The 24,678-nt window shown below is 70.7% G+C and carries 26 protein-coding genes; 9 read left to right on the top strand and 17 right to left on the bottom strand.

The features are described 5' to 3' along the window. Window positions 1-78: 78 nt before the first annotated feature. Both ACV7JO_RS10865 and gfo6 read left to right on the top strand, forming a co-directional pair. Entirely contained in the window at window positions 79-1,041 is a 963-nt protein-coding gene (locus tag ACV7JO_RS10865; protein WP_470353431.1) for a C-terminal binding protein, read from the top strand. 118 nt (window positions 1,042-1,159) lie between these two features. After that, window positions 1,160-2,236, top strand: a complete 1,077-nt coding sequence (gfo6, locus tag ACV7JO_RS10860; protein WP_470353430.1) for a D-xylose 1-dehydrogenase Gfo6 — start codon at window positions 1,160-1,162, stop codon at window positions 2,234-2,236. Window positions 2,237-2,251: 15 nt separating this feature from the next. Here the strand turns inward: gfo6 and ACV7JO_RS10855 are convergent, their stop codons facing one another. After that, a complete protein-coding gene (locus ACV7JO_RS10855; RefSeq protein WP_470353429.1) occupies window positions 2,252-2,617 on the bottom strand; it encodes a hypothetical protein in 366 nt (121 codons plus the stop codon). A gap of 81 nt (window positions 2,618-2,698) precedes the next feature. On the opposite strand from ACV7JO_RS10855, the gene ACV7JO_RS10850 reads away from it, so the two are divergent. After that, window positions 2,699-3,484, top strand: coding sequence for a helix-turn-helix domain-containing protein (locus tag ACV7JO_RS10850; protein ID WP_470353428.1), 786 nt, complete (start codon window positions 2,699-2,701; stop codon window positions 3,482-3,484). Between the two features lie 110 nt (window positions 3,485-3,594). After that, a complete protein-coding gene (locus ACV7JO_RS10845; protein WP_470353427.1) occupies window positions 3,595-4,596 on the top strand; it encodes a transcription initiation factor IIB in 1,002 nt (333 codons plus the stop codon). A gap of 21 nt (window positions 4,597-4,617) precedes the next feature. On the opposite strand, the gene ACV7JO_RS10840 is transcribed toward ACV7JO_RS10845, so the two are convergent. The 7 genes from ACV7JO_RS10840 to ACV7JO_RS10810 all read right to left on the bottom strand — a co-directional run bounded on the left by ACV7JO_RS10840 (window position 4,618) and on the right by ACV7JO_RS10810 (window position 10,030). Then, complete coding sequence (locus ACV7JO_RS10840) at window positions 4,618-4,944, bottom strand: cupin domain-containing protein (RefSeq protein ID WP_470353426.1); 327 nt, start codon at window positions 4,942-4,944, stop codon at window positions 4,618-4,620. A gap of 156 nt (window positions 4,945-5,100) precedes the next feature. Further along, window positions 5,101-5,883: a class I fructose-bisphosphate aldolase gene (locus ACV7JO_RS10835; RefSeq protein WP_470353425.1), complete on the bottom strand. Its 783-nt coding sequence runs from the start codon at window positions 5,881-5,883 to the stop codon at window positions 5,101-5,103. Between the two features lie 113 nt (window positions 5,884-5,996). Next, complete coding sequence (locus ACV7JO_RS10830; protein WP_470353424.1) at window positions 5,997-6,416, bottom strand: PTS fructose transporter subunit IIB; 420 nt, start codon at window positions 6,414-6,416, stop codon at window positions 5,997-5,999. Beyond that, window positions 6,413-8,095, bottom strand: a complete 1,683-nt coding sequence (gene ptsP / locus ACV7JO_RS10825; protein WP_470353423.1) for a phosphoenolpyruvate--protein phosphotransferase — start codon at window positions 8,093-8,095, stop codon at window positions 6,413-6,415. Before ptsP ends, ACV7JO_RS10830 begins: the two co-directional genes overlap by 4 nt. A gap of 1 nt (window position 8,096) precedes the next feature. Further along, window positions 8,097-8,375, bottom strand: a complete 279-nt coding sequence (locus ACV7JO_RS10820; RefSeq protein ID WP_470353422.1) for an HPr family phosphocarrier protein — start codon at window positions 8,373-8,375, stop codon at window positions 8,097-8,099. Continuing rightward, window positions 8,372-8,848: a PTS sugar transporter subunit IIA gene (locus ACV7JO_RS10815; RefSeq protein ID WP_470353421.1), complete on the bottom strand. Its 477-nt coding sequence runs from the start codon at window positions 8,846-8,848 to the stop codon at window positions 8,372-8,374. Before ACV7JO_RS10815 ends, ACV7JO_RS10820 begins: the two co-directional genes overlap by 4 nt. A 42-nt stretch (window positions 8,849-8,890) precedes the next feature. After that, window positions 8,891-10,030: a PTS fructose transporter subunit IIC gene (locus tag ACV7JO_RS10810; RefSeq protein ID WP_470353420.1), complete on the bottom strand. Its 1,140-nt coding sequence runs from the start codon at window positions 10,028-10,030 to the stop codon at window positions 8,891-8,893. 244 nt (window positions 10,031-10,274) lie between these two features. On the opposite strand from ACV7JO_RS10810, the gene ACV7JO_RS10805 reads away from it, so the two are divergent. Next, window positions 10,275-12,227, top strand: a complete 1,953-nt coding sequence (locus ACV7JO_RS10805; RefSeq protein ID WP_470353419.1) for an archaea-specific SMC-related protein — start codon at window positions 10,275-10,277, stop codon at window positions 12,225-12,227. Here ACV7JO_RS10805 and rdfA read toward each other — a convergent pair. Next, window positions 12,224-12,826: a rod-determining factor RdfA gene (rdfA, locus tag ACV7JO_RS10800; protein ID WP_470353418.1), complete on the bottom strand. Its 603-nt coding sequence runs from the start codon at window positions 12,824-12,826 to the stop codon at window positions 12,224-12,226. The genes ACV7JO_RS10805 and rdfA overlap by 4 nt on opposite strands. Before the next feature lie 278 nt (window positions 12,827-13,104). Beyond that, the gene (locus tag ACV7JO_RS10795; RefSeq protein WP_470353417.1) at window positions 13,105-14,013 is read right to left on the bottom strand and encodes an RIO1 family regulatory kinase/ATPase domain-containing protein; all 909 of its coding nucleotides are present in this window, start codon (window positions 14,011-14,013) and stop codon (window positions 13,105-13,107) included. Window positions 14,014-14,164: 151 nt separating this feature from the next. On the opposite strand from ACV7JO_RS10795, the gene ACV7JO_RS10790 reads away from it, so the two are divergent. Beyond that, the gene (locus tag ACV7JO_RS10790; RefSeq protein ID WP_470353416.1) at window positions 14,165-15,208 is read left to right on the top strand and encodes an NAD(P)/FAD-dependent oxidoreductase; all 1,044 of its coding nucleotides are present in this window, start codon (window positions 14,165-14,167) and stop codon (window positions 15,206-15,208) included. A gap of 15 nt (window positions 15,209-15,223) precedes the next feature. On the opposite strand, the gene ACV7JO_RS10785 is transcribed toward ACV7JO_RS10790, so the two are convergent. The 7 genes from ACV7JO_RS10785 to ACV7JO_RS10755 are packed head-to-tail and all read right to left on the bottom strand — an operon-like array spanning window position 15,224 to window position 21,119. Continuing rightward, window positions 15,224-15,865 carry an alpha/beta hydrolase gene (locus ACV7JO_RS10785; protein WP_470353415.1) on the bottom strand — a complete coding sequence of 214 codons (642 nt, stop codon included), beginning with the start codon at window positions 15,863-15,865 and terminating at the stop codon, window positions 15,224-15,226. 2 nt (window positions 15,866-15,867) lie between these two features. Continuing rightward, window positions 15,868-16,800 carry a VOC family protein gene (locus ACV7JO_RS10780; RefSeq protein ID WP_470353414.1) on the bottom strand — a complete coding sequence of 311 codons (933 nt, stop codon included), beginning with the start codon at window positions 16,798-16,800 and terminating at the stop codon, window positions 15,868-15,870. Beyond that, window positions 16,797-17,216 (bottom strand): acyl-CoA thioesterase, encoded by a 420-nt coding sequence (locus tag ACV7JO_RS10775; protein ID WP_470353413.1) that lies wholly within the window; start codon window positions 17,214-17,216, stop codon window positions 16,797-16,799. Before ACV7JO_RS10775 ends, ACV7JO_RS10780 begins: the two co-directional genes overlap by 4 nt. Further along, the gene (msrA, locus tag ACV7JO_RS10770; RefSeq protein ID WP_470353412.1) at window positions 17,213-17,737 is read right to left on the bottom strand and encodes a peptide-methionine (S)-S-oxide reductase MsrA; all 525 of its coding nucleotides are present in this window, start codon (window positions 17,735-17,737) and stop codon (window positions 17,213-17,215) included. The genes ACV7JO_RS10775 and msrA overlap by 4 nt, the downstream gene beginning before the upstream one ends. A gap of 48 nt (window positions 17,738-17,785) precedes the next feature. Further along, window positions 17,786-20,143 (bottom strand): heavy metal translocating P-type ATPase, encoded by a 2,358-nt coding sequence (locus tag ACV7JO_RS10765; protein ID WP_470353411.1) that lies wholly within the window; start codon window positions 20,141-20,143, stop codon window positions 17,786-17,788. Window positions 20,144-20,146: 3 nt separating this feature from the next. Then, window positions 20,147-20,926 (bottom strand): sulfite exporter TauE/SafE family protein, encoded by a 780-nt coding sequence (locus ACV7JO_RS10760; protein ID WP_470353410.1) that lies wholly within the window; start codon window positions 20,924-20,926, stop codon window positions 20,147-20,149. Window position 20,927: 1 nt separating this feature from the next. Next, a complete protein-coding gene (locus ACV7JO_RS10755; protein ID WP_470353409.1) occupies window positions 20,928-21,119 on the bottom strand; it encodes a DUF8131 family protein in 192 nt (63 codons plus the stop codon). Between the two features lie 101 nt (window positions 21,120-21,220). On the opposite strand from ACV7JO_RS10755, the gene ACV7JO_RS10750 reads away from it, so the two are divergent. From ACV7JO_RS10750 to ACV7JO_RS10740, 3 genes are read left to right on the top strand one after another with little or no spacing between them, the layout of a single operon-like run. After that, window positions 21,221-22,459 (top strand): halocyanin domain-containing protein, encoded by a 1,239-nt coding sequence (locus tag ACV7JO_RS10750; protein ID WP_470353408.1) that lies wholly within the window; start codon window positions 21,221-21,223, stop codon window positions 22,457-22,459. 4 nt (window positions 22,460-22,463) lie between these two features. Continuing rightward, on the top strand, window positions 22,464-22,988 hold the full coding sequence (locus tag ACV7JO_RS10745; RefSeq protein WP_470353407.1) for a cytochrome c oxidase subunit II: 525 nt from the start codon (window positions 22,464-22,466) through the stop codon (window positions 22,986-22,988). Next, a complete protein-coding gene (locus tag ACV7JO_RS10740; RefSeq protein WP_470353406.1) occupies window positions 22,988-24,676 on the top strand; it encodes a b(o/a)3-type cytochrome-c oxidase subunit 1 in 1,689 nt (562 codons plus the stop codon). Before ACV7JO_RS10745 ends, ACV7JO_RS10740 begins: the two co-directional genes overlap by 1 nt. The last annotated feature ends 2 nt before the right edge of the window (window positions 24,677-24,678 follow it).

Raw genomic sequence — 24,678 nt, 5'->3', positions numbered from 1 at the left:
TAACTGGACTATCGCCGCGTTTCCTGCCGGGCGGGAACACGGCCGGCCCGTTATCCCGTCGGCGGCTAACGTCCGGACATGGCACGCGTAGTCGCCAGCGACGACCCGATGATAGACGCCGACCGGTTGCGAGCCGAACTCGACGCCGCGGTGACCGTCGCCCCGATGCCCGACGAGGCGGCGCTCGTCGAGGCCGCGCGCGGGGCCGACGCCCTCGCCGTCGACGTGAACACGCCCGTCCCCGCCTCCGCCCTCGCGGAACTCCCGGGCCTCGCCGTCGTCGCCCGCGCCGGCGTCGGCTTCGAGAACGTCGACGTGGCGGCCGCCGCCGAGAACGGCACCCACGTCACCAACGTCCCCGAGTACTGCACCGACGAGGTGGCGACCCACACCGTCACGCTCCTGTTGGACTGCGTTCGGACGGTCGCGGCCTACGACCGCGACGTGCGGGCGGGGGGCTGGGGCTGGGAGCGGACCCGGCCGATACACCGCATGCGCGACCGGACGCTGGGGCTGGTCTCGTTCGGACCTATCGCCCGGCGTGTTCGGGAGCGACTGCGGGGGTTCGACCTCGACGTGGTCGCCTACGACCCCTACGTCGACGCCGACGCGATGGCCGCCGCCGACGTGGCGACGGTGACGCTCGACGAACTGTACGCGCGGGCCGACTACGTCTCCCTGCACGCGCCCCTGACCGACGAAACCCGGGGACTGGTCGACGCCGCGGCGCTGTCCGCGATGGACGACGACGCGGTCCTCGTCAACACTGGCCGCGGCGGCCTCGTCGCGGAGGACGACCTCGCGGCCGCGCTGCGGGCCGGTGACATCGCCGCGGCGGGGCTAGACGTACTCAGCGAGGAGCCGCCGGACGCGGACCACCCGCTCGTCGGCCTCGACAACTGCGTCGTGACGCCCCACGCCGCGTGGCGCTCCGCCGAGGCCCGGGCGGAACTGAACGACACCGTCGCGGAGAACGTCGCGGCGGCGCTAGCCGGCGAGACGCCACCACAGCGCATCGACCCCGAAACCGACTGGCTGTAAGCGCGGGCGGTGTGTCTGACGCTGTACACCGCTGTGGGCTATATCGAACCGCCCCGGCGGTCACTCGTGTCTCGGCCGTCACCGCGCGCTTTTGGGGCCGGTGGCCGAACGACGCGCAATGACACTCGACGCGTTCCTCGACGGGTTCCGCGAGCGCGACTGGGAGACCGACGCCGACGGCACGGTTCGGTTCGCCCTCGTCGGGCTGGGGTGGTGGACCGTCGAGCAGGCGATTCCCGCCATCGCCGACTCGTCGTACTGCGAGGCGACAGTGCTGGTCAGTTCCAGCGCCCGGACGGCCCAGCGAGTCGCCGACGGCGTGTCCACCGCCGAGGCGGCCATCACCTACGAACAGTTCCACGACGGCGCGGCGACCGACGCCTACGACGCGGTGTACGTCTGTACGCCCAACGCCCGCCACCTCGACTACGCCGCCAGCGCCGCCCGCCACGGCAAGCACGTCCTCACCGAGAAACCCATGGAGGCGACCGCCGAACGGGCCGCCGAGATGGTCGCGGCGTGTGCGGACCACGGCGTGGACCTGCTGGTCGGCTACCGAATGCAGACCGAGCCGGCGGTGCGCCGGGCGCGGGAACTCGTCCGCGCGGGCGCTATCGGCGAGCCCCGACACGTCCACGGCTCGAACACCCAGCGGCTGCTCGACGTCTTCGACGACCCCGACCAGTGGCGGCTCGACCCGGAGTTGACCGGCTACGGCACGTCGGTGATGGACCTCGGCATCTACGCCGTCAACACGGCCCGGTTCCTCCTCGACGCCGACCCCGTCGCCGTGACCGCGACGATGCGCTCCGACCACCCCGCCTTCGCCGACGTGCCCGACGAGCACGCGCGGTTCTCGATGACGTTCGAGGACGGGACCTACGCGGCCTGTACGGCCAGCCAGAACGCCGAACCGGGGAGCGTCTTGGAGATTACTGGCACGCGCGGGCGGGTTCGGCTCGACCCCGCCTTCACCACGACGACGGGGCTCTCGGTGACCGTCGACGGCGAGACGGCGACGCTCGACACCGCGGGGGACAACCAGATGACGGAGCTGTTCGACTACGCGGCCCACCGGCTGCTCACCGACGAGCCGGCGACGCTGGACGGCGACGACGGCCTCGCGGACATGCGGACCCTCGATGCCGTCTACGAGGCCGCCGACACCGGGTCCCGGGTCGCGGTCGACGACTGAGGGGGCCGCGGCGCTTCAGCGCCGTCGGCAGATGTCGGTTCGGGCCGCCCCGAGCGGTGCCCGACCGGACAGCGTCGTCGCCACGTCCCGCGACAGGTTTCGGAGGTACGCGTCGACCCCGGGGTCACACGCCCCGAGCCGTCGCGCCTGCCGGTAGTCGAAGTACAGGGCCACCGGGAACAGCGGCCCGCCGAGCAGTCCGGCGATGGTGACGCCCAGCCCGGCCGGGTGGCCGGCGGGTACCGTGAGCGCGGCAACCGCCAGCCCGGCCCACAGCAACGCACCGTGGACGACGCTGTATCGCCAGTTGTGGGCGGGCTCTCGCGGTGCGCCCGACGCGTCGCCGGTCCGGGGCGCGTCCGTCGAGGGGGGACAGGACATACCGGATAGAGGTCCTCCGTCCGAAAGAGAGTGCGTTCGGCATACGCCGAATATATGGCCCTCCGCCACGTACGCGGTTGCGTGCGCGAGTTCATCTTCACTATCGACTACGAGCGGGACAAGGACCCCATCATGGACGTGTTCATCGAGTATCCGGAGACCCACTCCCGAACCATCGCGTGTAACGTCACCGACGACGGGATGTGGCGGCTCGAACGGGTCGCCGGGCCGCCGGCCGCGCTCGAACGCCTCGACGACGTGTACGACGAACCGGTCCAGTGCACCGAGTGTATCGGCACCCACAACTGTCGGACGGACTGGACGTACGAGGTCATCGGCGAGGAGCCCGGTCGCCGGACCGTCTACAGCTACCGCTCGGAGACCGGCGACTGCCACTCCATCCCGCGGCTGGCTATCGAACACGTCGGCAACGGCGTCCTCTGTGAGACCGAGCGCCGCGGCGACAGATGCGAGTGGCGGCTCCTGCTCTGTAGCGACGACGGTGTCGACGACCTGTTCGCGGCGCTGGAGGCGGACCTGCGGCCCGGCCTGACCGTGGAGTTCCGACAGTTGGGCGAGCCCTCCTACTGGTCCGAGGAGGCGGTGACGCTGGCCGAACTTCCGCCCGAGCAACAGGCGGCCGTCGAGGCGGCCGTCGACCACGGCTACTACCGGACGCCCCGCGCCGTCTCGCTGACCGAGCTCGCCGACCGGCTCGACGTCTCCCGGTCGACGCTCCAGTACCGCCTCCAGCGCGCGGAGGCGTGGATAGTCCGCTCGTTCGTCACGCGCTCGATGGGCCCCGTCGAGGCCGAGGAGACGGTCGCCGAGGGCGGTCGCCTCCGAATCGGCCGCTCGGGTAGCTGAACGGAACTGTTCTCCGTCTCCCGGTCGCCTCACTCCCCGGAACTTTGGCGTGCGCCAAACGGAATCTGATACCCATTGGGCTCGTCTATACTGGTACGACCGACTCCCAAATGACGCTGCAAACACACCCTGCCGACGAACGCGAGGCGACGGAGGAACAGGCCGACGCGGCGACCGCCCACAGCTGTCCGGACTGCGGGGGCTCGCTGGTCTCCGACGAGCGCCGCGGCGAGACGGTGTGTTCGGAGTGCGGCCTCGTCGTCGAGTCCGACGAGATAGACCACGGACCGGAGTGGCGCGCCTTCGACAGCGCCGAGCGCGACGAAAAGCGCCGCGTCGGGTCGCCGACGACCGAACTGAAACACGACAAGGGGCTCTCGACCAACATCGGCTGGCAGAACAAGGACGCCTACGGTAACTCCCTGTCCTCGCGCCAGCGCGAGAAGATGCAGCGCCTGCGCACGTGGGACGAGCGGTTCCGCACGCGGGACTCCCGGGAGCGCAATCTCAAGCAGGCGCTGGGCGAAATCGACCGCATGGGCTCGGCGCTGGGGGTCCCCGAGAGCGCCCGCGAGACGGCCGGCGTCATCTACCGCCGCGCGCTCGACGAGGACCTCCTGCCCGGCCGCTCCATCGAGGGCATCGCCACCGCCGCACTGTACGCCGCCGTCCGGCAGGCGAACCTCCCCCACACCATCGACGACATGGTCGTCGTCAGCCGCGTCGACGAGATGGAGTTCACCCGCGCGTACCGCTACATCAATCAGGAGCTCTCGCTCGAAATCGGGCCGCCCGACCCCGCCGACTACGTGGGGAAGTTCGCTTCCGAACTCGCCGTCACCGACGAACTCCAGCGCCGCGCTCACGAACTCATCGAGACGGGGAAAGCAGAGAACGTCCACAGCGGCAAGAGCCCCGTCGGCCTCGCCGCGGCCGCCATCTACGCCGCCGGCCTGCTGGTCAACGAGGAACTCACACAGGAGACCGTCAGCGACGCCACCGACGTGAGCACGGTCACCATCCGGGACCGCTACCGCGAACTGCTCGAAGCCGCCTCGGACCGGACCGACACGGTCGCCGCAGGCAGCGCCGAACCGAACGCGAGCGCCTGACGCCCCCGCTCTCGCGCCGCTTTACTGCCCGGGCAGCGGACAGAGGCTCGCTGTCAGGACGGCTACCTCGTCGCCGTCGTTGGCCGCGCCGTGGACCTGCCCGCGCTCGTTCAACACCACGCCGGGGGCGGTCACCGTCTCGGACGTTCCGTCTCGCGTGACCGTCACCGTCCCCGCGACGACGTGGAACACGTTGGTCGCGCCCGGGTGTTCGTGGGGCTCGATTTCGCCGCCCGGCCCGAGCGCGAACGCCTTCACCAGTACGTCGTCGGTCACCGCCAGTTCCCCGTCGACGACCTCGCCGGCCGCCGGGACCACGTCGAACTCGTCGAGTGCGTCGAGTGCCATACCGCCACTCCGGGCGGCCGCGACTTAGCCGTTCGTGGTGCGCCGTCCCCGGCGGCGGCGCTACCCGCTCACGAACCGCGAGAAATCCGTCGTCGCCCCCCGCTGTGGGCTACGAGCGCGGCGGGCGCGACGATGGGACAGACGCGCGACGTGCCGTTACAGCACGTCGTCGGGGTCGGCGTCGTCGAAGACGACGGGGTCGAGTTTGTCGAGGATGTCGTCGGGGTCCTCGCGCTGCCAGACGTTGCGGCCGACGGCCAGGCCGGCGACGCCGACGTCCATGCAGTCGGCGACGAGTTCGAGGAAGTCCCGGTCGGAGGTCTTCGAGCCACCCGACAGCAGGACGCGGTTGTCGGCGGCGGCGTCGACCGCGTGGGCCATGGCCTCCTTGTCGCGGGGGTATTTCACCTTCGTGAAGTCAGCGCCCAGTTCGAGGCCGATGCGGGCCGCGTAGGCGATGGTGTCGGGGTTGCGGTGGGCTTTGACGGCTTGGCCGCGGGGGTAGGACCACATGGCGATGGGGAGGTCGTGGTCGCGGGCGGCCTCTTGGACGGGGCGGAAGTCCTCGAACATGTCGGGTTCGCGGTTGACGCCCGGGTAAATCGTGTAGCCGATGGCGTCCGCGCCCAGTTCCGCGGCGTACTCGACGCTCCAGTTCTGGGGCGAGTAAGGGTCGCCCATCCAGAGGTCCGACCCGCCGTTGAGCTTCGCCAAGAGGTTCACGTCGTCCTCGTAGCTGGGGTAGTACGTCTCGGCGAGGCCCTTGCCCACGGCCAGCGCGGTGACCGCGTCGTGGGTGGCCATCTCGAACACTTCCCGTGGGTCGAGGCGCTCCTCGACGCCGCTGAACTGTTTCGGGCCGTGTTCCAGCCCGTGGTCGTGGGCCAGCACCAGCGTCTTGTCCTTGCGCACCAGCGGTGAATCGTCGACAGGTCGCATCTGTACCATTATCACTCACACACGCTCACTAAAGAATACTGATTATGACTGAATTTGATTGATAGCGACTGGGGCCGGTGATATGTGCGACGCGGTCGGCACGCGACGGACGCTCAGCCGAACAGTCGCTTCAGTCGTGCGACGAGGCTTTTCGAGCGGTCGCCGCCCCGCCGGGGCTGTTGGCTCTCCGTGGGCGCGTCGTCGGTGTCGGCGGCGTCGACCGCCTCGCCGTCGGCGGCCTCGACGGCCTCGGCAAGGAGGCTCTCCACGTCGTTGACGGCATCCTTGACGGTGCCTTTCACGACCGGCTTCCCCTCGAAGCGGTCCCGGCTGACGGCGGTGTCGGCCGCGATGACGACCGCGTCGGCGGCGTCGATGTCGGCCGCGGAGAGTTCGTTCTCCGCGCCCATCGCGCCTTGGACCTCGACGGTGATGTCGTGGCCCTGTTCCTGTGCTGTCTGTTCTAGGTTCTCGGCTGCCATCTGGCTGTGTGCGATGCCGGTCGGGCAGGAGGTGACTGCGACGAGTTTCATCTGTCTAGTGTGTCGTGGACTGCGCTGCGTGTTGCGGCGATGCGGGCGCGCTCGGCGCGCTCGCTCGCGGTGTCGTACGCCGTCTCGCGGACGGCGGTTTTCACGTCGGGGACGGTGACGGCGCTCATGCTGAGTTCGTCGAGGCCGAGGCCGACCAGCAACTCGGTGAGGTCGGGGTCGCCGGCCATCTCGCCGCACATCCCGACCCACGCGTCCTCGGCGTGGGCCGACTCGACCGTCCGGTGGATGGCCCGGAGGACGCCGGGATGGGTCGGGTCGTGGTGGTCGCCGACCCGCTCGTTCTCCCGGTCAGCAGCCATCACGTACTGCGTGAGGTCGTTGGTGCCGATAGAGAGGAAGTCGACGCGGGCGGCCAGTTCGCGGGCGACGAAGACGGCGCTGGGCGTCTCTATCATCACCCCGATTTCGGGACGCGCGTAGTCGACGCCCCGGTCGTCGAGGTCCGCGGCGGCGGCCTCCAGCGCCTCCAGCGCCGCCTCCAGTTCCTCGACGGTCGTCACGAGCGGGAACATCACCGCCAGTTCGCCGTCGCCCTCGGCGGCCGCCCGCAGGAGCGCCCGCAGTTGCGCGTGGAACAGGTCGCTGTCGGGACCGAGCGACCGGCGAACCCCCCGCTCGCCGAGGAAGGGGTTGGCCTCCTCGGGCAGGTCGAGGTAGGGGATGCGCTTGTCGCCGCCGATGTCCAGCGTCCGCACGACGACCCGCCCGTCGGGGAACGCGTCCAGCGCCTCCCGGACGGCCGCGCACTGCTCGTCCTCGTCCGGGGGCGTCTCCCGGTCGAGAAAGAGGAACTCCGTCCGGAACAGGCCGACGCCGTCGGCCCCGCTGTCGGCGGCCGCGGCCAGTTCCTCGGGTCGGCCGACGTTGGCCGCGACCTCTATCTCGCGGCCGTCGGTCGTCTCGACGGCGTCCTCGACGACGGCGGCCCCGCCGTCCTCGGCGACGGCCGCGCGCTCCCCGTCGTCGGGGCCGACGAGCACCTCGCCGGCGTCGCCGTCGACGACCACCTCCTCGTCGTCCGCGACGGACTCCAGTGCCTCGCCGACGCCGACGACGGCCGGGAGCGCGAGCGACCGGGCGAAGATGGCCGCGTGAGAGGTGCGCCCGCCAGTCACCGTGGCGAACCCGGCCACGCGCTCGGGGTCTAACTGCGCGGTGTCGCTGGGGGTCAGCCGCTCGGCGAGGACGACGCTGCCCTCGGGGAGCTCCCCGAGGTCGACGCGCTCGCCGTCGGTCAGCAGGCGGAGGAGGCGGTCGCGCACGTCCCGGAGGTCGTCGGCGCGCTCGGCCATCCGGCCGTCCATTCCCTCGAACTGCTCGATGTGTTCGCCGAAGGCGTCGTCGACGGCGGTCGCTGCGGGTGTCCCGTCGGCGACGGCCGTCTCGACGGCGTCCTCGATGGTCGGGTCTTCGAGGAACTTGACGTGGGCGTCGAACACCGCCGCCTCGTCTTCGCCGACGCGCTCGGCGGTGGCCTCGCGCTCGGCAGCCAGTTCGGCCCGGGCCTGCTCGACGGCCGCGGCGAAGCGCTCGCGCTCGGTCTCGGGGTCGGCTGCCGCGTCGGCCTCGGGCAGCGTCACGTCGCGGCCGTACCAGACGACCTCGCCGACACCCGCCCGCGGCGTCGCGCCCGTTCCGATGAGCGTTCTATCGGCCATCTCAGGCGTTCAGCTCCTCCTCCGGTGTTGTCAGTATCCGCTCCAGTTCGTCCAGCACGGCCTCGGCGTCGGGGCCGTCGGCGACCAGTCGGAGGTCGTCGCCCTCGCCGACGCCGAGGCTCGTTACGGCTATCATGCTACCGGCCTGCACGAGGTCGCCGTCGGGCGGGCCGGCCGACACCTCGGCGTCGTGGTCGGTGACGGCCTCGACGAAGGCCGACGCCGGGCGGGCGTGCAGGCCCGCCTCGGGGACGACCGTGACGGTGCGCTCTACGCTCATGCGATGGCCCTCCGGAGCGTGTCGCGCACCTCGTCGGCGTCCGCGGCCGCGTGGAGGTCGTCTCGCACCGCGTCGTGCATCAGCGCCCGCGAGAGCGAACTGAGGATTTCGAGGTGGTCCTCGCCGCCCTCGGCGGGGACGAGTATCATGAATATCAGCGTCGCCGGCTCGCCGTCCATCGAGCCGAAGTCGACGCCCGACTCGGAGCGGACGAACGCCAGCGACGGCCGCGAGACGGCGTCGGTCTTGGCGTGGGGGATGCCGATGCCCATGCCGACGCCGGTGGTCGTCTCGGCCTCCCGCTCCAGCAGCGCCTCCAGCGCGGCCTCGCGGTCCTCGACGCGGCCGGCCTCGACCAGCAGGTCCAGCAGGTGCTCGATGCAGGCCCGTTTCTCCGCGGGCGGTTCGGACAGCGAGACGTGGCTCGCCGGAATCAGTTCGTCGATGTCGTCGCGCGTGATTGCGTCTGTCATTGTCTGGTGTGTCGTCAGTCGGTTGCGGTCGGTCGGCAGTCGTCAGTCGTCGGTCGGCTGGGCGGTGCCCGCCCCGGACTCCACGTCGACGCGGTCCTCGAAGTCGGGCTTGAGCAGGGTCGCGATGACGGCGGTGACCAGCGACCCCAGCAGGATACAGCCGAGGAACGCGAGCGGTTGGTTCGACAGTAGGACGACGAAGATGCCGCCGTGGGGCGCGGGCATCGTCACGCCCATCGCCATCGAGGTCGCCCCGCCGACGGCGCTCCCGGCGACGATAGCGGGGATGACTCGCAGCGGGTCCGCGGCCGCGTACGGAATCGCGCCCTCGGTGATGAACGAGAAGCCCAGCACGACGCCGCTTTTCGCGTTCTCGTACATCTCGGCGGCGTACTTGTGCGGCGAGGCGAGGTTGGAGAGCGCCAGCCCGATGGGCGGAATCATCCCGCCGATCATGACCGCGGCCATCGGCGCGTAGATGCCCTCGGTGATGAGGCCGGTGGCGAAGACGTACGCGACCTTGTTGACCGGACCGCCCATGTCGAAGGCCATCATCCCGCCCAGCAGGAGGCCGACGAGGACGGCCTGTCCGCCCTGCATCGTCTGGAGGAACGTCGTCAGCGCGCCGTTTGCCAGCGCCACCGGGACGCCCAACACGAACAGCATGACCGGTGTCAGCACGGCCATCGTCGCCACGGGGATGAGCAGGACGGGCATCATCGGCTCGATGAACTCCGGCACGTCGAGGTTCTTGAAGAACCGGGCGACGTAGCCCGCCAGCAGGCCGGCCACGATGGCACCGAGGTAGCCGGCCCCGGCCTGCCCGCCCGAGAGGCCGATGACCGAGGCCGCCTCGGCCACGACGCTCCCCTGTTGGAGGATGTACGCAAGCAGGAACCCGGGGGCCAGCCCCGGGCGGTCCGCGATGGCGTACGCGATGTAGCCCCCGAGGATGGGGACCATGATTGTCAGGCCCGCCGTCCCGACCTGTGCGAGGAACCAGCCGGCCGACCCGGTGTTGCCGAAGACGGCCTGTGTGTCCCCCACCGCGTACGCGAGGGCGAGGAAGATGCCGCCGATGGTGACGAACGGGATCATGAACGATACGCCGGTCATCAGGTCCTCCTTGACGGAGGTCACGTGACCGCGGAGCGCGCTTTCGGCTTTATCGCTTGCTGACATAGCTATCGACACCGCGAGCTACGTACATGGTCTTAGATAAAAGTACACGCTTGTGACTGGTTTCGACTATATATGTCCGTATAGCTGCCTGCCGTGACCGCTTTCGACTGGCACGTGAGTCCGTCACACCGTGCACTAACAAACATATGCTTGTTATTCTGAACGGCGGGACGCGCGGCCGCCACGCACGGCGCTCGCCGCGCGCGCCCCAGTGTTTATCCTCCCGACCGCCCGAGTCCCGAGCATGGACTCGGCCACGACCGCCGGCGATTCGGTCACGGTCGCCGTCGAGCGCATCGGCGGCATCGGCGAGACGACCGTCGAGCTACCGCCGGGCGTGACCGTCCTCGTCGGCCGCAACGCGACCAACCGGACCTCGTTCCTGCAGGCCCTCATGGCCGCCCACGGGAGCGACTGGGCGAGCGTCAAGGGCGACGCCGACCGCGGCCGTGTCGACCTCTCGCTGGACGGGGAGTCGTACACGCGCACGCTCACGCGCACGGAGGACGGCGCCGTCGGCTCCGGGTCGGGTATCCTCGACGACCCGACGACCGCGGAGCTGTTCGCCTTCCTCTTGGAGGACAACGAGGCCCGGCGCGCGGTCGTCCGCGGCGACGACCTCCGGGACCTCATCATGCGCCCGGTCGACGTGGCGGGCATCCGCCGCGAGATACGCGACGCCGAGCAGCGCAAGGCCGCCATCGACGACGACCTCGACGACATCGCGGAACTGAAACGCGAGCTCCCGGCCCTCGAACAGCAGCGGGCGTCGCTCCGCGAGGAGATAGCCGACACGCGGGACGAACTGGCCGACGTGGAGGCCCGCATCGAGGAGACGAACCACGACCTCGACGCGACCCGCGCGGGCACCGCCGAACTGGAGACCGCGCTCGACGAACTCCGGGCCACCCGCGCGGAACTGCGGCGGGTCCGGGACGACATCGAGTCCGAGCAGGAGAGCATCGCCGCCCTCCGCGACGAGCGGGGGAGCCTCGCCGCCGAGTTGGCCGGGCTGCCCGAGGCCCCCGACGACCGCCTCGACGAGATAGACGCCCGCCTCGAAGAACTCCGGGAGCGGCGGCGGGACCGCTCGGAGTACGCCAACCGCCTCCAGAACGTCATCGGCTTCAACGAGGAGTTGCTGGCCGGCGAACACTCCCGCATCGCCGACGCCATCGACGCGAAACCGGAGTCCGTCGGCGACGTCACCGGGCAGCTCTACGGGGGGTCGAAGACGACCTGCTGGACCTGTGGCTCGCAGGTCAAACCCGAGCGCATCGAGTCGACGCTCGGGCACATGCGCGACCACCGCCGCGAGACTCTCGCGGACGTCGACGACATCGAGGACGACATCGCCGAACTGGTCGCGCGCCGCGACGACATCGCCGACACCGCCCAGCGCCGCGCGGACCTCTCGGGGACGCTCGACGACGTTGACGCCGAACTCGACCGCCGCCAGTCCGCCGTCGCGGACCTGCGCGAGCGCCGCGACAACCTCTCGGACCGCGTCGCCGAACTCGAAACCCGGGTCGAAGAACTCCGCTCCGCGGAGTTCGACGAGGTGCTCGACCTCCACTCCGAGGCCAACGAACTCGAACTCGAACTCGACCGACTGGAGTCCGACCTCGACGAGGTGGCGGCCGACATCGAGCAACGCGAGTCCGAAATCCGCCGCGAGGACGCACTGGTCGCCCGCCGCGAGGAGGTCGTCTCGGAACTGCTCGACCTCCGGACCCGAATCGACCGGCTGGAGAGCGAGGCGACCGAGCAGTTCAACGACCACATGGCGACGCTGCTCGACGTCCTCGACTACGACAACGTCGACCGCGTCTGGCTCGAACGGACCGACCGCCCCACCGACGCGCCGGCGGCCGACGCCACCGACGGTTCTACCTTCGAGCTACACGTCGTCCGGACCAGCGAGGGCGGGACCGCCTACGAGGACACCGTCGCCCACCTCAGCGAGAGCGAACGCGAGGTGACCGGCCTCGTCTTTGCGCTCTCGGGCTATCTCGTCCACGACGTCTACGAGGACGTGCCGTTCATGCTGTTGGACTCGCTGGAGGCCATCGACGCCGAGCGTATCGCCGCCCTCGTCGACTACTTCGCCGACTACGCCCCCTACCTCGTCGTCGCGTTGCTCCCCGAGGACGCACAGGCCGTGGACGACGATTACAACCGGGTCACCGACGTTTAGCAGTCACAGCCGCCCCGGGCCAGCAGGTCCCCGACGCTGTACTGGGTCCCGCAGTCCCGACAGAGGATTTCGACGCTGACGAACACGCGGTACTCGCCGAGCGACAGGTCGCCACTCGCCCGGAGCCGGTCGATAGTGTCCCCGACTACGGTCTCGACCCGGCTCTGGAGCCGGTCGATGGTCCCCTGTTCGCGGTCGACCTGTCCCGAGTCGTCGGGCTCGTAGCTCGCGCCCCGGACCGCCGTCAGGTAGTGCCGGACCGCCTGATAGGTGACGAAGTCCGACTCCAGCCCGTCGACGTCGACGCCGCCCCGCTCCAGCCGGTTGCGAGCCTCGATGCGCTCGCCGGCGCTCACGTCCGCGTCGGTCAGCAACCGGTAGAAGTTCGCCGGCTCGCCGTCGACGGCGTCCATCCCCGCCTCGCCGATGGCCGCCACGAGCAGCGCCCGGTTGAAGCGGTCGGCGAGGTCCCGGAGGCTCGCCCGCTCGCGCCCGTCGCCGAGCCACGCGGCTTCGAGTTCCGCGCCCATCCCGTCCAGTCCGTACGCCTCGATGAGCCGGGCCACCTTCGACCGCCGGCCTCCGTCGTCTGCGCCCATTGGCCCGAGATGGGCCGTCGAGCGGAAATCAGTTGCGCCGACGCCGGCCGACCGGCGGTTCCACGGCCGAACGGCCCTCTCGGACCGGGTCGCTGTGTCCGGCGCGCTCGCCCGCACAACGAATTTGATATCGCGCTATACAGTTTATCAGTTGCCCGTCGCGCACCGCCGCTCCGGGGGATTTCGGGTGTGAACCGCGACGAGGTGGGCGAAACAGACGGGGCCTCGGTCGCCCGGCCCGAGAGCCGTCGGGAGGGTCCCGTCAACGGCTGACCGCCTCAGTCGAGGTGGTCCGAGAGCGATACGAACTCGTCGGCAGCGACGGCCGCCGCCAACCCGTCTACGTCGACGGCGTCGACCTGTGCGGGGTACTTCCGCTGGAAGTAGCTCACGACGTTGTCCGTGTCACGCGCCAACAGTTCCCGTGCGTTCTCGTGGTCGGTCGGCACCGCTTGGGGCCAGTCGAAGACGACCACGCCGGCGTCGGTGACGAAGACGTTGTACTCGCTCATGTCCGCGTGCACGAACCCCTCGCGGTAGGCCGCCTGCATCTCCTCGACGACGAGTTCGAGGACGGGGACGACCTGCCGGGGTTCGAGTTTGGTCCGGGAGAGTTCGACGCCGTCGACTTTCCCCATCACGATGGCGTGGCGGTTGGCGTCGACGGGCTGGGGGACCGAAACCGCCGGGTACAGCGTCTCCAAGGCCTCGTACTCCCGCTCGGCGGCTTTCCGGGCGGTGTACTGCCACGAGACGTGTTCTCTGTCGGCGGTGTACTCCCGTTCGCGCATCACCTCGCGGAAGTTCGTGTATCCCTCCCGGTGGTACTTCAGCGCGAGGGGTTTGTACGACTGCACCTCGTAGACGTCGCTCTCCTTGCCGACCCCCAAGGGCGCACCGAACCCCTCGATGGTGCCACGTTCGGCGAACGTGTGCAGGGCCAGCGCGTCGTACCCCTCGAACGTGAGTTTGAACCCCTCGTACTGGATGGTCTTTCGCTCGACCAGCCCCCGGTCCTCGCAGCGGTCGAGGCGGTAGTCGACCTCTTCGGTAGTCAGCCGAGCGAACTCGGTGAGCTTCTCGCGAGCGACGTACTCCGAGAAGCGCATCCCGTGTTCGACGCCCGACAGCAGATTGACGTCGTCTTGCTCCAGTTCGGCGACCACCGAAGCGACGTTCTCGACCATTACACCGGCCGTTGTCGGCCGACTCGTATAAGTTCGGCGCGTCGGGGAACGTCCCGGAATATATCGCATATCGCTATATAGAATGTTCGCGGTGCCGGCCCGTGGTGCCGGTGGCGATGGGTACAGGCCGCTGCGGTCCTACGGTGGGCACATGCCACGCATCGGAGTCGTCGGGGCCGGCGCGGCCGCCGCGGCGCTCACGCACGTCGTCGACCGCACAGCGCCCGAGGCCGAGGTTACCGTTCTGGAGAAATCGGGCGGGGTCTGTGGCCGCGCGGCCACCCGCCGTCGCGAGGGCTGTACGTACGACTACGGCGCGAACTACCTCAAGGACGACGACGAGCGCGTGACCGACCTCGTCCGCGAGACGCTGGACGCCGACGGACTGGTCGACACCCGCGGCCCGGTCTACACCTTCGACCGCGAGGGCGCGGTCTCGGCGGGTCGGGACGCCGACGAGCGCAAGTGGAGCTACGAGGCCGGCCTCACCCAGCTAGCCAAACGGCTGTTCGGCCGGACCGACGCGACGGTCCACCGCCGGACCCGCGTCGAGTCCGTCGCCCGGGACCCCGCCGACGAGACGTGGACGTTGGCGGACGCCGACGGGGAGACGTGGGGCCCCTTCGACGCCCTCGTGATGACGCCGCCGGCACCCCAGACCGAGGCGCTCCTCCGGGCGGCCGACTGGGACGCCGACGCCCGGGCGGCGCTCGCCGACGCCGCCGGCGCGGTCGAGTACCGCTCCGTCTGGACGGCGCTGTTGCACTACCCGTTCGAACTCGACGTACCCTACTACGGGCTGGTCAACACCGACAAGGACCACGAGGTCGGCTGGATTTCCCGCGAGGAGTGCAAGCCCGGCCACGTTCCCGACGGCGAGAGCCTGCTCGTCGTGCAGGCCAACCACGAGTGGTCGGTCGAGCGCTACGACGCCGACCCGGCGGCGAACGTCGCCGCCCTCGCCGACCTGACGGCCGACGTGGTCGGCGACGACCGACTGACCGCGCCTGACTGGACAGACCATCAGGGGTGGCGCTACGCGCTGCCCGAGAGCGGCGTCGCCGCCGGGCCGGTCGACACCGCGGAAGCGCACGACCTGTACTGCGCCGGCGACTGGGTCGCCGGCGAGGGCCGGCTCCACGCCGCACTCCGGAACGGACTCGACACAGGCGAGCGGCTGGCGTACGCGCTGTGACCGGCCCAGGCTCGGTCACACCGCGTCGCCGACCAGCCCGTCGACGGCCCGCATCTGGTCGTCGCCGATGGCGTGGCCCAGTCCGTCGTACGTCCGCGCGGTGACGGTCGCATCCAGTCGGCGAAGCGCCGCCGCCGTCGCGTCGACGCACTCGGAGTCGACGTGGGGGTCGTCGGTGCCACAGCCGACGAACACCGGCGTCCCGGCCAGCGAGCCGTCCCGCTCGACGGCCGCGGGGTCGGGACCGAGCAGACCGCCCGCGAGCACCGCCGCGCCGCCGTACCGCTCGGGGTTCGCGGCGACGTACTCGGCGGCGAGACAGCCGCCCTGCGAGAAGCCGACGAACACCGTCCGCTCCCGCGGGACGCCGGCTTCGGCGGCGCGGTCCAGCGTGCGCTCGACGAGCCCGAACGCGGAGGACAGCCACGGCTCGCGGGCGTCGGCGGGGGCGTCCATCGGCCCGGGGAACCACGCCTTGCCGGCGGCCTCGGGTGCGAGGTACATCGCGCCGTGGTGGTGGAACTCGTCGGTCAGCCGCAGGAACGCCCGGGCGGAGTCGCCCCGGCCGTGCAGCATCACGACCGCCGCCGTCGCGGCCTGCGGGGGTGCGCCGGCCGTGACAACGGGCCCGTCGGCGTGCGGGTCGGCGTCGGCCACGGTCACCACGCCGGGACGGACAGCGCCGGTAGCTGGGCGGTTATCATCTCGCGGTCCGGCTCCAGCCACGGCGGGAGCCGGAGGTCGGCGGCGGGCGCGGCGTTGTCGGCCGCGACGCCCAGCCCCGGCCGCTCGGTCGCCAACTCGAACAGGACGCCGCCGGGGCCGCGGACGTACAGCGAGTGGAAGAAGTGCCGGTCTTTCACGCGCGAGGGGGCGAACCCGCGCTCGGCGAGCAGGTCCCGCCACTCGTGTAGCGCCGCCTCGTCGGCGGCGCTGAACGCGACGTGGTGGACCGAGCCCCGTCCCTCGCGGCCGTAGGGGGCGTCGCCTTTCAGGATATCCACCGTCGACCCGCGCTCGGGGGCGCGGTACCGGACGGCGCGGTCGTCCTCCCCGACGAGGTCGAGCCCGAAGGTGTCGAGCAGGCTCGCGGTCACGTAGGGACTGGTCGAGCGGACTGCGACGCCCCGGACGCCCCGGACCGCGTGCGCCTCGGGGACCGGGCCGCCCGCGACCGGCGCGCCGTGGTCGCCGTCGGCGACGAGTTCGAGCCTCGTGCCGTCGGGGTCCGTGACCGGAAGTACCGCCTCCCCGAGCCGGGTCGTCCCCTCGCCGACGGTCCCATCCCCGCCGGCGAGCCGGTCGGCCCAGTAGTCGAGGCTCCCCTCGGGGACGGACAGCGCCAGCGTCTCGATACCGGGCTTCCCGTCGCGGCCAGCCGTCTCGCGGGGATACGCGAAGAACGTTACCACCGACCCGGGCGTCCCCGTGCTGTCGCCGTAGTAGAGGTGGTAGGTGAACTGGTCCTCGAAGTTCACCGTCCGGACTAGCGGCCGCAGGCCCAACGTCTCCCCGTAGAAGTCGGCGTTTCGCTGGGGGTCGCCCGCGATGGCCGAGACGTGGTGGACGCCCGGCGTGTCCGCCAGCGTCACAGTCCCTCGAAAGACGCGATTGCGTCGCGCCACCGCGCCGGAATCTCCTGCGGGGCCTCCGCGTCGCGGTCGTAGGTCACGACGGTCGACTCGCCGGTGGCGACGACGCCCTCGCCATCCCGGACCTCGTACTCGAAGGGGAAGCTCTTGGTCCCCAGCCGGGGGACCCGGACGCCGACGACGACGCTGTCGACGGACTCGACGGGCCGTTCGAAGTCGATTTCGAGGTTGGCGATGACGATTCCCGTCCCGTCCCCGGTCGCCGACAGCAGGCCGTCGCCGCGGTCGACGACCTCTCTGAGGTAGTCGATGCGCGCCTCTTCGAGGTAGGTCCCGTAGCGGACGTTGTTGACGTGGCCGTAGGTGTCGAGGTCGTCGTAGCGGACGGCGACCGACGTCTCGAACTCGAAGCTCATCCCAGCAGCTCCGCGTGCTTCGAGCGCAGTTTCTCGATTTTCGGGGGGATGTGCATCGTGCAGTAGGCCTGATTCGGGTTCTTCTCGTAGTAGTTCTGGTGGTAGTCCTCGGCCGGGTAGAACGTCTCCAGCGGCTCGATTTCGGTGACGATGTCGTCGTCGTAGCCGGGCTGAATCTCCGCGACGAACGCCTCGACGGCCTCGCGCTGGGCGTCGTCGTGGTAGAACACCGCCGAGCGGTACTGGGTGCCCACGTCCGGCCCCTGTCGGTTCTCCGTCGTCGGGTCGTGAGTCGTGAAGAAGACGGCCAGCAGGTCCTCGTAGCTCACCGCGTCGGGGTCGTAGGTGACCTGCACGCACTCGGCGTGACCGGTCTCCTCCCGACAGACCGCCTCGTAGGAGGGGTCCGCGACGTGGCCGCCGGCGTAGCCCGACACCACCGACTCGACCCCCTCTACCTGCTCGAAGACGGACTCCGTACACCAGAAACAGCCGCCCGCGAAGGTCGCTTGCTCGGTCATCGTCACGGCGTAGGTCGGCAACGCACAAAAGCGGCCCGTCGGGGGCCGTCAGTCGGCCGCGGCCGCCTCGCCGACCCGACCCGCCGACCCGCTGTCGCCGCCCAGCGACCGCGCGGAGTTGGCGACGACCAGCAGGCTGCTCGCGGTCATGGCGACGGCGGCGAACAGCGGGTTGAGGACGCCAAGCAGGGCCAGCGGCAGGGCGACGAGGTTGTAGCAGAAGGCCCACGCGAGGTTCTGCCGGACGCGCCGCCGGGCCGCGGTGAGGGACTCGAAGGCGCGAGGCACCGCCGCGAGGTCGTCGGTCGTGACCACCGCGTCGGCGGCGTCGGCCGCCAGTTCCGTCCCCGACGCCAGCGAGAGGCCGAGGTCGGCGGTCCCCAGCGCGGGGGCGTCGTTGGTGCCGTCCCCGACCATCGCCACCGTCCCCCGCGACTGGAGCCGTCGGACAACCTCGGCCTTGGCCGCCGGCGGGACGCCGGCGAACACCTCGTCGACCGCGGGGTGCTCGCGGAACGGCGCGGCCGCGGCGTCGCCGTCGCCGGTGACGACGACGACCTCGCGGTCCTGCGAGAGCGTCTCGACGACCGGCTCCCACGAGTCGCGGGGGCGGTCGCCGCCGACGAGGACGCCGCGGGCGCGCCCGTCCCAGCCGACCAGCGCCGGAATCCGGCCGCGCTCGCGGGCCTCGTCACAGCGATTCCGGAGGGACTCGGACACCGCCAGCCCGCGCTCGGCCAGCAGGGTCGGCCGGCCGACCACCACGCGCTCGCCGTCGACGGTCGCCTCGACGCCGCGGCCGGGGTGGCGCTGGAACCCCTCGACGACGGCGTCGACCGGCCCCGCGGCGTCGGTGACGGCCGCCGCCAGCGGGTGGTCGGCGAACCCCTCGACGGCGGCCGCGCGTCGTAGCGCTTCCTCGCCGGGCCGGTCGACCAGCGTCAGGTCGCCGGTCGTCAGCGTCCCGGTCTTGTCGACGGCGACCACGTCGGCGTCGGCGGCCGTCTCGAACACCGCGCTGTCGGTGACGACGACGCCGTCTTCCAGCGCCGCCCGGACGCCGGCGGCCGTCGCCAGCGGCGTCGCGAGCCCCAGCGCGCAGGGACAGGAGACCACCAGCACCGCCAGCCCGGTCAGCAGGGCGTCGGTCGGGGCCGCGCCGCCGAGCAGGTGGGCCGCCGCCGCCAGCACCGCCAACCCGACGACCAGCGGGACGAAGACGGCGGCGACGCGGTCGACCAGCCGCTGGACGCCACCGCGGTCGCTCTGGACCGTCCACAGCAGCTCCGTCAGCCGGTCGACCGTGCTCTCGGCGTCGGGGCCGACCCGGACGACGAGTCCGCCCGCGGTCACGAGCGAGCCGCCCAACACCGCGTCGCCGGCGGCTTTCTCCACCGGTAGGGACTCGCCGGTGACCAGCGACTCGTCGACGGCGGCGGTCCCCTCGGTGACGACTCCGTCGACGGGCACCCGCTCGCCGTCGCCGACGACGACCGCGTCGCCGGCTTCGAGGTCGTCGACGCCGACCGTCTCCGTCCCCGCGTCGGTCCGACGGGTCGCGGCGTCGGCTCGCTGTGCTGTGAGGTCGGTGAGCCGGCCGACGGCGGCCGACCGGACCCGGTCGCGGTAGTAGTTCCCCACCGAGACCGCGAGCACGATGACTGTCGCCACGTCGAAGTACACCTCGGTCCTGCCCAGCAGGACCGCGAGGACGCTGTAGCCGAAGGCCGTCGTCGCCGCCATCGCCACCAGCAGGTCCATGTTGGGCCGCCCGGTCCGGAGGCTGACGTACGCCCCCCGCAGGAGCGGCCAGCCGGTGTAGCCGACGACGACGCCGGTCATCACGGCCACGTTCCACAGCAGGTAGCTCCCGGCGTTCCCCGAGAGGTCCAGCAGCCGGAGTCCGGGGTCGACGCCGAGGTACGCGGGGTAGAGGAAGAGGACGTACCACACCATCGTCATCATCCCGAAGAAGCCGCCGACGACGAGCCGGCCTTCGAGTTCGTGGTCGTCGTCGGCCCCGGCCGACCGGAACCGCGCGTCGTAGCCCGTCCCACCCACGACATCGGGCAGGTCCGCCTCCGAGAGCCGGTCGGGGTCGTAGGTGAGCTTCATCGTCCCCGTGGCGTAGCTCGCGGCGGCGGCCGCCACGCCGGCGTGGTCGATGGCGCGGGCTTCGAGGAACGTCTCGCAGGTCGCACAGTGCATCCCGTCGACAGAGAGAAAGGCCGTCTCGCCGTCGGCGTCGGCGGGGTCGGGGCCGGTCGCGGCGTCGGCGGCGTCGGCGGCCGCCGGGTCGTCGAGCGTCCGCGCGACTTCGAGACAGCCCCGACAGCAGAACGTCCCCGCGACTCCCGCGTCGGTGACCGGCTCCTCGACTGGGAGGTCACAGAGCGTACAGCGCATGGGTCAGGTCCACGGCATCGGTAGGGGCGGTCTCGGGACGGCGACGCCGAACGCCGCCAGCCCGTTGGCGAGGGGCACGAGCGCGAGGACGACGAAGACGGCACCGAGCGCGCGGTGCAGCGCCGACCGGCGGGCCGGCGACAGCGACCCGAAGGCGGTGCCGTAGGCGAACACGAGCGGGACGGTCCCCAGCCCCAGCGCCGCCAGCGAGAGTCCGCCGGTCACCGCCGACCCGGTCGCCAGCGCGTAGAGGAAGGCGGGGTACAACAGCGGGCAGGGGAGCAGGCCGTGCATCGCGCCCAGCGCGACCATCCCCGGGCCGTCGACGAGCCGGTCCAGCCGGGCGACCAGCGCCGTCGAGACGCGCCCGAACAGCGAGCCGACGACCGGCAGCGACGCGGCGGCCGCGACAGCGCCGCCCCGGGTCAGGTAGCCGATGCCGATACCGACGATACACAGGCCCGCGAGGACGCCGACGACGCCCCGGACCGCGGTCCCCAGCCGAACGAGGCCGGCGGCGTCGTAGACGACCCCGCCGAGCGCGCCGAAGACCGCACCCAGCAGCGTGTAGCTGGCCGCCCGCCCGAGGTTGAACAGCGCCTGCTGGCGTATCTGCAGGGTCGAGACCGGCCCCCCGTCGTCGAGCCGGTCGGCGTAGGTCGTCACCAGCGGGCCGCACATCCCGAGACAGTGGACGCTCCCGAGCAGTCCGAGGCCGGCGAACGCCGCTAGCCCGGCCGTCTCGCCCGTACTGAGGCCGACCGCCCCGGGGGTCGGGGCCATCTCAGGCGGCCGGCCCCCCGCTGCCGTCGCCCTCGTGGTCGCCGGTCATCAACAGCAGGCTCCCGGCGATGACGACGACGCTGACCAGCGACAGCGCGACTATCGTTCGGCCGGTCCCCTGCAGGTAGTAGGCGACCGGTGCGAGACCGAGCAGTGCGAGCAACGTCACGAGCCGCGGACTGGACGCGGACATGGCCGACCGTACGCTAGAGTGTCTATAAAAAATCCGGGGGCGTTCCAGTTCGGCAAGAACGCAGGTGGACCTTTTTCCCTGTTCCCGATATTCGACCGTGTATGGGACAGGGACGTACCGACAGCGGACGGTCGTCGGTCCCCGTGCTCCCGCGTCGCCGCTTCCTCACCGCGACGGCTGGGGCGGCGGCGCTGGGCGCGGCCGGGACCGCGACGGCACAGCAGGAACCCGACTACGGCGGCTGGTTCGACGATGTCTCGAACTTCGACGGGACCGTCGACCGTCGGGGGCAAGACACGGTCGAGATAGCCGTCGGCGCGGAGGGCAACAACGGGGCTTACGCCTACGGGCCGGCGGCGGTGATGGTCTCACCCGGGACCGAAGTCGTCTGGACGTGGACCGGCAACGGCGGCGCGCACAACGTCGTCTCCGAGGGCGATGGCCCGCTGGATTCGGGGTCGTCCGTCTCCGGGGCCGGGACGACCTACAGCCACACCTTCGAGAGCGAGGGCATCTTCCGGTACTACTGTACCCCCCACCGCGCGCTGGGTATGAAGGGGGCCGTCGTCGTCCGCCCCGGCGGTTCGGGCGGCGGTGGCAGCGGCGGCGCTGCGCAGGGGCCGCCGGCGAACCCGGACTACGGCGGCTGGTTCGAGGGCGTCTCGAACTTCGACGGCGAGACGGTCGACCGGACCGGGCAGGACACCGTCGAGGTGACCGTCGGCGCGGAGGGCAACAACGGGGCCTACGCCTACGGCCCGCCCGCCGTCCGCGTCTCGCCGGGGACGGAGGTCGTCTGGACGTGGACGGGCAACGGCGGAGCCCACAACGTCGTCTCGGAGGGGGACGGCCCGCTCGATTCGGGGTCGTCGGTTTCCGAGGGCGGGACGACCTACAGCCACACCTTCGAGGAGACGGGTATCTACCCGTACTACTGTACGCCCCACCGCGCGCTGGGGATGAAAGGTGCCGTCGTCGTCGGGGCACCCCCCGGCGGAGGCGGCGATGACGGCGGTGGCGGCGACGCCGGCATCGAGGTGTCGGGGCCGAGCTGGCTCCTGAACGGCTCGGTCCTGCTCGCGTTCGCCGCGCCGCTGCTGTACGCCGCGGCGAGTCGCCGGCGGACGGCGACCGAACCGCCGGCCGACGCCGTCGGCGCGGACGGCACGGTCGCAGTCGAGACGGCTCCGGAGAGCGACCCGGCCGTCGAACTCGGTCACGACGAGTACGACCCGACCGGCACCGCCGCCTTGGTCGCGTTCTACTTCGTGCTCATCGCCCTGCTGTGGGTGTTCATGTACTTCGTCGAGTTCCTCGGCCGCGTCTCAGTCATCGGGTGATACCATGCAGGTCCACAACTTCGAGAAAGTCTGGTTGGGCGCAGCGTTGCTCCTCATCGTCGGCTTCATCGCCACCATCGCTTACGGGACGGTCGGCGCTGGGATTTCGATGGTCGACGACTCGGGGGGACAGATAGACCCGCAGGCGGTCCAGAACGCCAACACCGGCACCGGCTTCGACGACCCCGGCGTCGTCAGGCAAAACGACAGCCACTACGTCGTCTACGTGGTGGCTCAGCAGTTCCAGTTCGTCCCCGGCAGCGGCGACACCCCCATCCGCGTGCCGGCGGACGCGCGCATCACGTTCCGCGTCACCAGCGCCGACGTGATGCACGGCTTCTCCATCACCGAGACCAACATCAACACGATGGTCATCCCCGGGCAGGTCGCCGAGGTGACCGCGCGGTTCGACGAGCCGGGGACCTACGGGCTCGTCTGTCACGAGTACTGCGGGGCCGCCCACCACACGATGGGCGGCTCCATCGAAGTGGTGCCACAGTCCGAGTACGACGACGGAGGTGACCAGTAATGGTGTTCGTCGATTCCTACCCGAAGACTTCGAAACTCATCCGCAGCGAGTTCCTCGTCGCGTTCGTAGCGCTGGGACTCGGTGCCCTGTTCGGTATCGTCCAGGCGCTCCACCGCACCGGCGTGTTCCGCGGGTTCGTCAGTTCCGCGGACTACTACACCATCCTCACCGGCCACGGCGTCCTGCTGGCGCTGGTGTTCACGACGTTCTTCATCGCCGGCCTGTTCGCGTGGGGAGTCACCAACAGCCTCGAACGCGAACTGCCACAGCGAATCGGCTGGACCGGCTTCTGGCTGATGCTCGTCGGGACGGTGCTTGCCGCCGTCTCCATCATCGGCGGCCTCGTCGGTGCGCCGACCGTGCTGGGGCACGACCTCTCGGCGGACGTGCTCTTCACGTTCTACGCGCCGATGAAAGCCCACCCCGCGTTCTATCTGGGAGCGGCGCTCATCATCGTCGGCTCGTGGGTCGGCGGGCTGGCGTACTTCCGGGCCCTGTGGGACTGGCGCTCGGAGAACCCCGACGCCCGCATCCCGCTGAAGACGTTCATGGTCCTGACGACGATGCTGATGTGGTACGTCTCGACCATCGGCGTCGCCGTCGAGGTGGTCGCCTTCCTCATCCCGTGGTCGCTGGGTCTCATCAGTCAGGTCGACCCGCTGCTCACCCGGACGCTGTTCTGGTACTTCGGCCACCCGGTCGTCTACTTCTGGCTGATGCCGGCGTATCTCGTCTGGTACACCGTCCTCCCGAAGCTGGCCGGCGGTCGGCTGTTCAGCGACCCGCTTGCCCGCGTCGTCTTCGTCCTCTTCCTCCTCCTGTCGACGCCGGTCGGTTTCCACCACCAGTACGTCGACCCCGGCATCCCGGAGGGGTTCAAGTTCATCGCCATGACGAACACGATGTTCCTCCTGTTGCCGTCGCTGTTGACGGCCTTCACCGTCGTCGCCTCCCTCGAACACGGGGCGCGCCAGCGCGGCGGTAAGGGGTATCTGAGCTGGCTCCGGTCGCTCCCGTGGGGGAACCCGGCGTTCTCGGGCTGTGCCCTCGCGGGGCTGATGTTCGCGGCCGGCGGGTTCTCGGGGATGATAAACGCCGGGATGAACATCAACTACCTCATCCACAACACGCTGTGGGTGCCGGGTCACTTCCACCTCACCGTCGGCACCGCCTTCGCGCTGACGGCGATGGCTATCAGCTACTGGCTGGTGCCACAGCTCACCGGCAAGCGCCTGCGCCAGCGGTCGCTCGCGGTCGCCCAGCCCTACGTCTGGTTCGTCGGCATGGCGTTGATGTCCAACGCCATGCACCGCGCCGGCCTCGCGGGCATCCCGCGCCGGACCGCCGAGCCCACCTACGACGAGTTTGCCTTCGAGGGCATCGTCGGCTCGGTCGCCGAGATGCGCCTCCAGATAGCCATCGGCGGCTTCCTGCTGTTCGTCGGGGCGGCGATGTTCCTCGTCGTGATGGCCGACACGTGGCTCTCTCACCGGGGCGGCCGGCTGTCGGTCAACGCCGACTTCCCGGAACCCCTGTCCGGGCCGGAACACAGCCCGCGCATCCTCGACAACTACAAGCTCTGGACCGCCATCGCCTTGGTGCTCATCGTCATCGCCTACGGCCCGCCGCTGTGGGCGATGGTCGCCGACGGCATCACCGCGCCCGGAAGCCCGCCGATACCGGTCTGACC

The organism is Haloarcula sp. MBLA0138, assembly GCF_055632455.1.
Note: the sequence above shows the minus strand (reverse complement) of the source record. Positions and strands in the feature narration are given on the sequence as shown.

What these genes read in the sequence shown, in the direction of transcription:
- ACV7JO_RS10865 (WP_470353431.1), top strand. Translation starts at nt 79, where the DNA reads ATGGCACGCGTAGTCGCCAGCGACGACCCGATGATAGACGCCGACCGG.
- gfo6 (WP_470353430.1), top strand. Translation starts at nt 1,160, where the DNA reads ATGACACTCGACGCGTTCCTCGACGGGTTCCGCGAGCGCGACTGGGAG.
- ACV7JO_RS10855 (WP_470353429.1), bottom strand. Translation starts at nt 2,617, where the DNA reads ATGTCCTGTCCCCCCTCGACGGACGCGCCCCGGACCGGCGACGCGTCG.
- ACV7JO_RS10845 (WP_470353427.1), top strand. Translation starts at nt 3,595, where the DNA reads ATGACGCTGCAAACACACCCTGCCGACGAACGCGAGGCGACGGAGGAA.
- ACV7JO_RS10840 (WP_470353426.1), bottom strand. Translation starts at nt 4,944, where the DNA reads ATGGCACTCGACGCACTCGACGAGTTCGACGTGGTCCCGGCGGCCGGC.
- ACV7JO_RS10835 (WP_470353425.1), bottom strand. Translation starts at nt 5,883, where the DNA reads ATGCGACCTGTCGACGATTCACCGCTGGTGCGCAAGGACAAGACGCTG.
- ACV7JO_RS10830 (WP_470353424.1), bottom strand. Translation starts at nt 6,416, where the DNA reads ATGAAACTCGTCGCAGTCACCTCCTGCCCGACCGGCATCGCACACAGC.
- ptsP (WP_470353423.1), bottom strand. Translation starts at nt 8,095, where the DNA reads ATGGCCGATAGAACGCTCATCGGAACGGGCGCGACGCCGCGGGCGGGT.
- ACV7JO_RS10820 (WP_470353422.1), bottom strand. Translation starts at nt 8,375, where the DNA reads ATGAGCGTAGAGCGCACCGTCACGGTCGTCCCCGAGGCGGGCCTGCAC.
- ACV7JO_RS10815 (WP_470353421.1), bottom strand. Translation starts at nt 8,848, where the DNA reads ATGACAGACGCAATCACGCGCGACGACATCGACGAACTGATTCCGGCG.
- ACV7JO_RS10810 (WP_470353420.1), bottom strand. Translation starts at nt 10,030, where the DNA reads ATGTCAGCAAGCGATAAAGCCGAAAGCGCGCTCCGCGGTCACGTGACC.
- ACV7JO_RS10805 (WP_470353419.1), top strand. Translation starts at nt 10,275, where the DNA reads ATGGACTCGGCCACGACCGCCGGCGATTCGGTCACGGTCGCCGTCGAG.
- rdfA (WP_470353418.1), bottom strand. Translation starts at nt 12,826, where the DNA reads ATGGGCGCAGACGACGGAGGCCGGCGGTCGAAGGTGGCCCGGCTCATC.
- ACV7JO_RS10795 (WP_470353417.1), bottom strand. Translation starts at nt 14,013, where the DNA reads ATGGTCGAGAACGTCGCTTCGGTGGTCGCCGAACTGGAGCAAGACGAC.
- ACV7JO_RS10790 (WP_470353416.1), top strand. Translation starts at nt 14,165, where the DNA reads ATGCCACGCATCGGAGTCGTCGGGGCCGGCGCGGCCGCCGCGGCGCTC.
- ACV7JO_RS10775 (WP_470353413.1), bottom strand. Translation starts at nt 17,216, where the DNA reads ATGAGCTTCGAGTTCGAGACGTCGGTCGCCGTCCGCTACGACGACCTC.
- msrA (WP_470353412.1), bottom strand. Translation starts at nt 17,737, where the DNA reads ATGACCGAGCAAGCGACCTTCGCGGGCGGCTGTTTCTGGTGTACGGAG.
- ACV7JO_RS10765 (WP_470353411.1), bottom strand. Translation starts at nt 20,143, where the DNA reads ATGCGCTGTACGCTCTGTGACCTCCCAGTCGAGGAGCCGGTCACCGAC.
- ACV7JO_RS10760 (WP_470353410.1), bottom strand. Translation starts at nt 20,926, where the DNA reads ATGGCCCCGACCCCCGGGGCGGTCGGCCTCAGTACGGGCGAGACGGCC.
- ACV7JO_RS10755 (WP_470353409.1), bottom strand. Translation starts at nt 21,119, where the DNA reads ATGTCCGCGTCCAGTCCGCGGCTCGTGACGTTGCTCGCACTGCTCGGT.
- ACV7JO_RS10750 (WP_470353408.1), top strand. Translation starts at nt 21,221, where the DNA reads ATGGGACAGGGACGTACCGACAGCGGACGGTCGTCGGTCCCCGTGCTC.
- ACV7JO_RS10745 (WP_470353407.1), top strand. Translation starts at nt 22,464, where the DNA reads ATGCAGGTCCACAACTTCGAGAAAGTCTGGTTGGGCGCAGCGTTGCTC.
- ACV7JO_RS10740 (WP_470353406.1), top strand. Translation starts at nt 22,988, where the DNA reads ATGGTGTTCGTCGATTCCTACCCGAAGACTTCGAAACTCATCCGCAGC.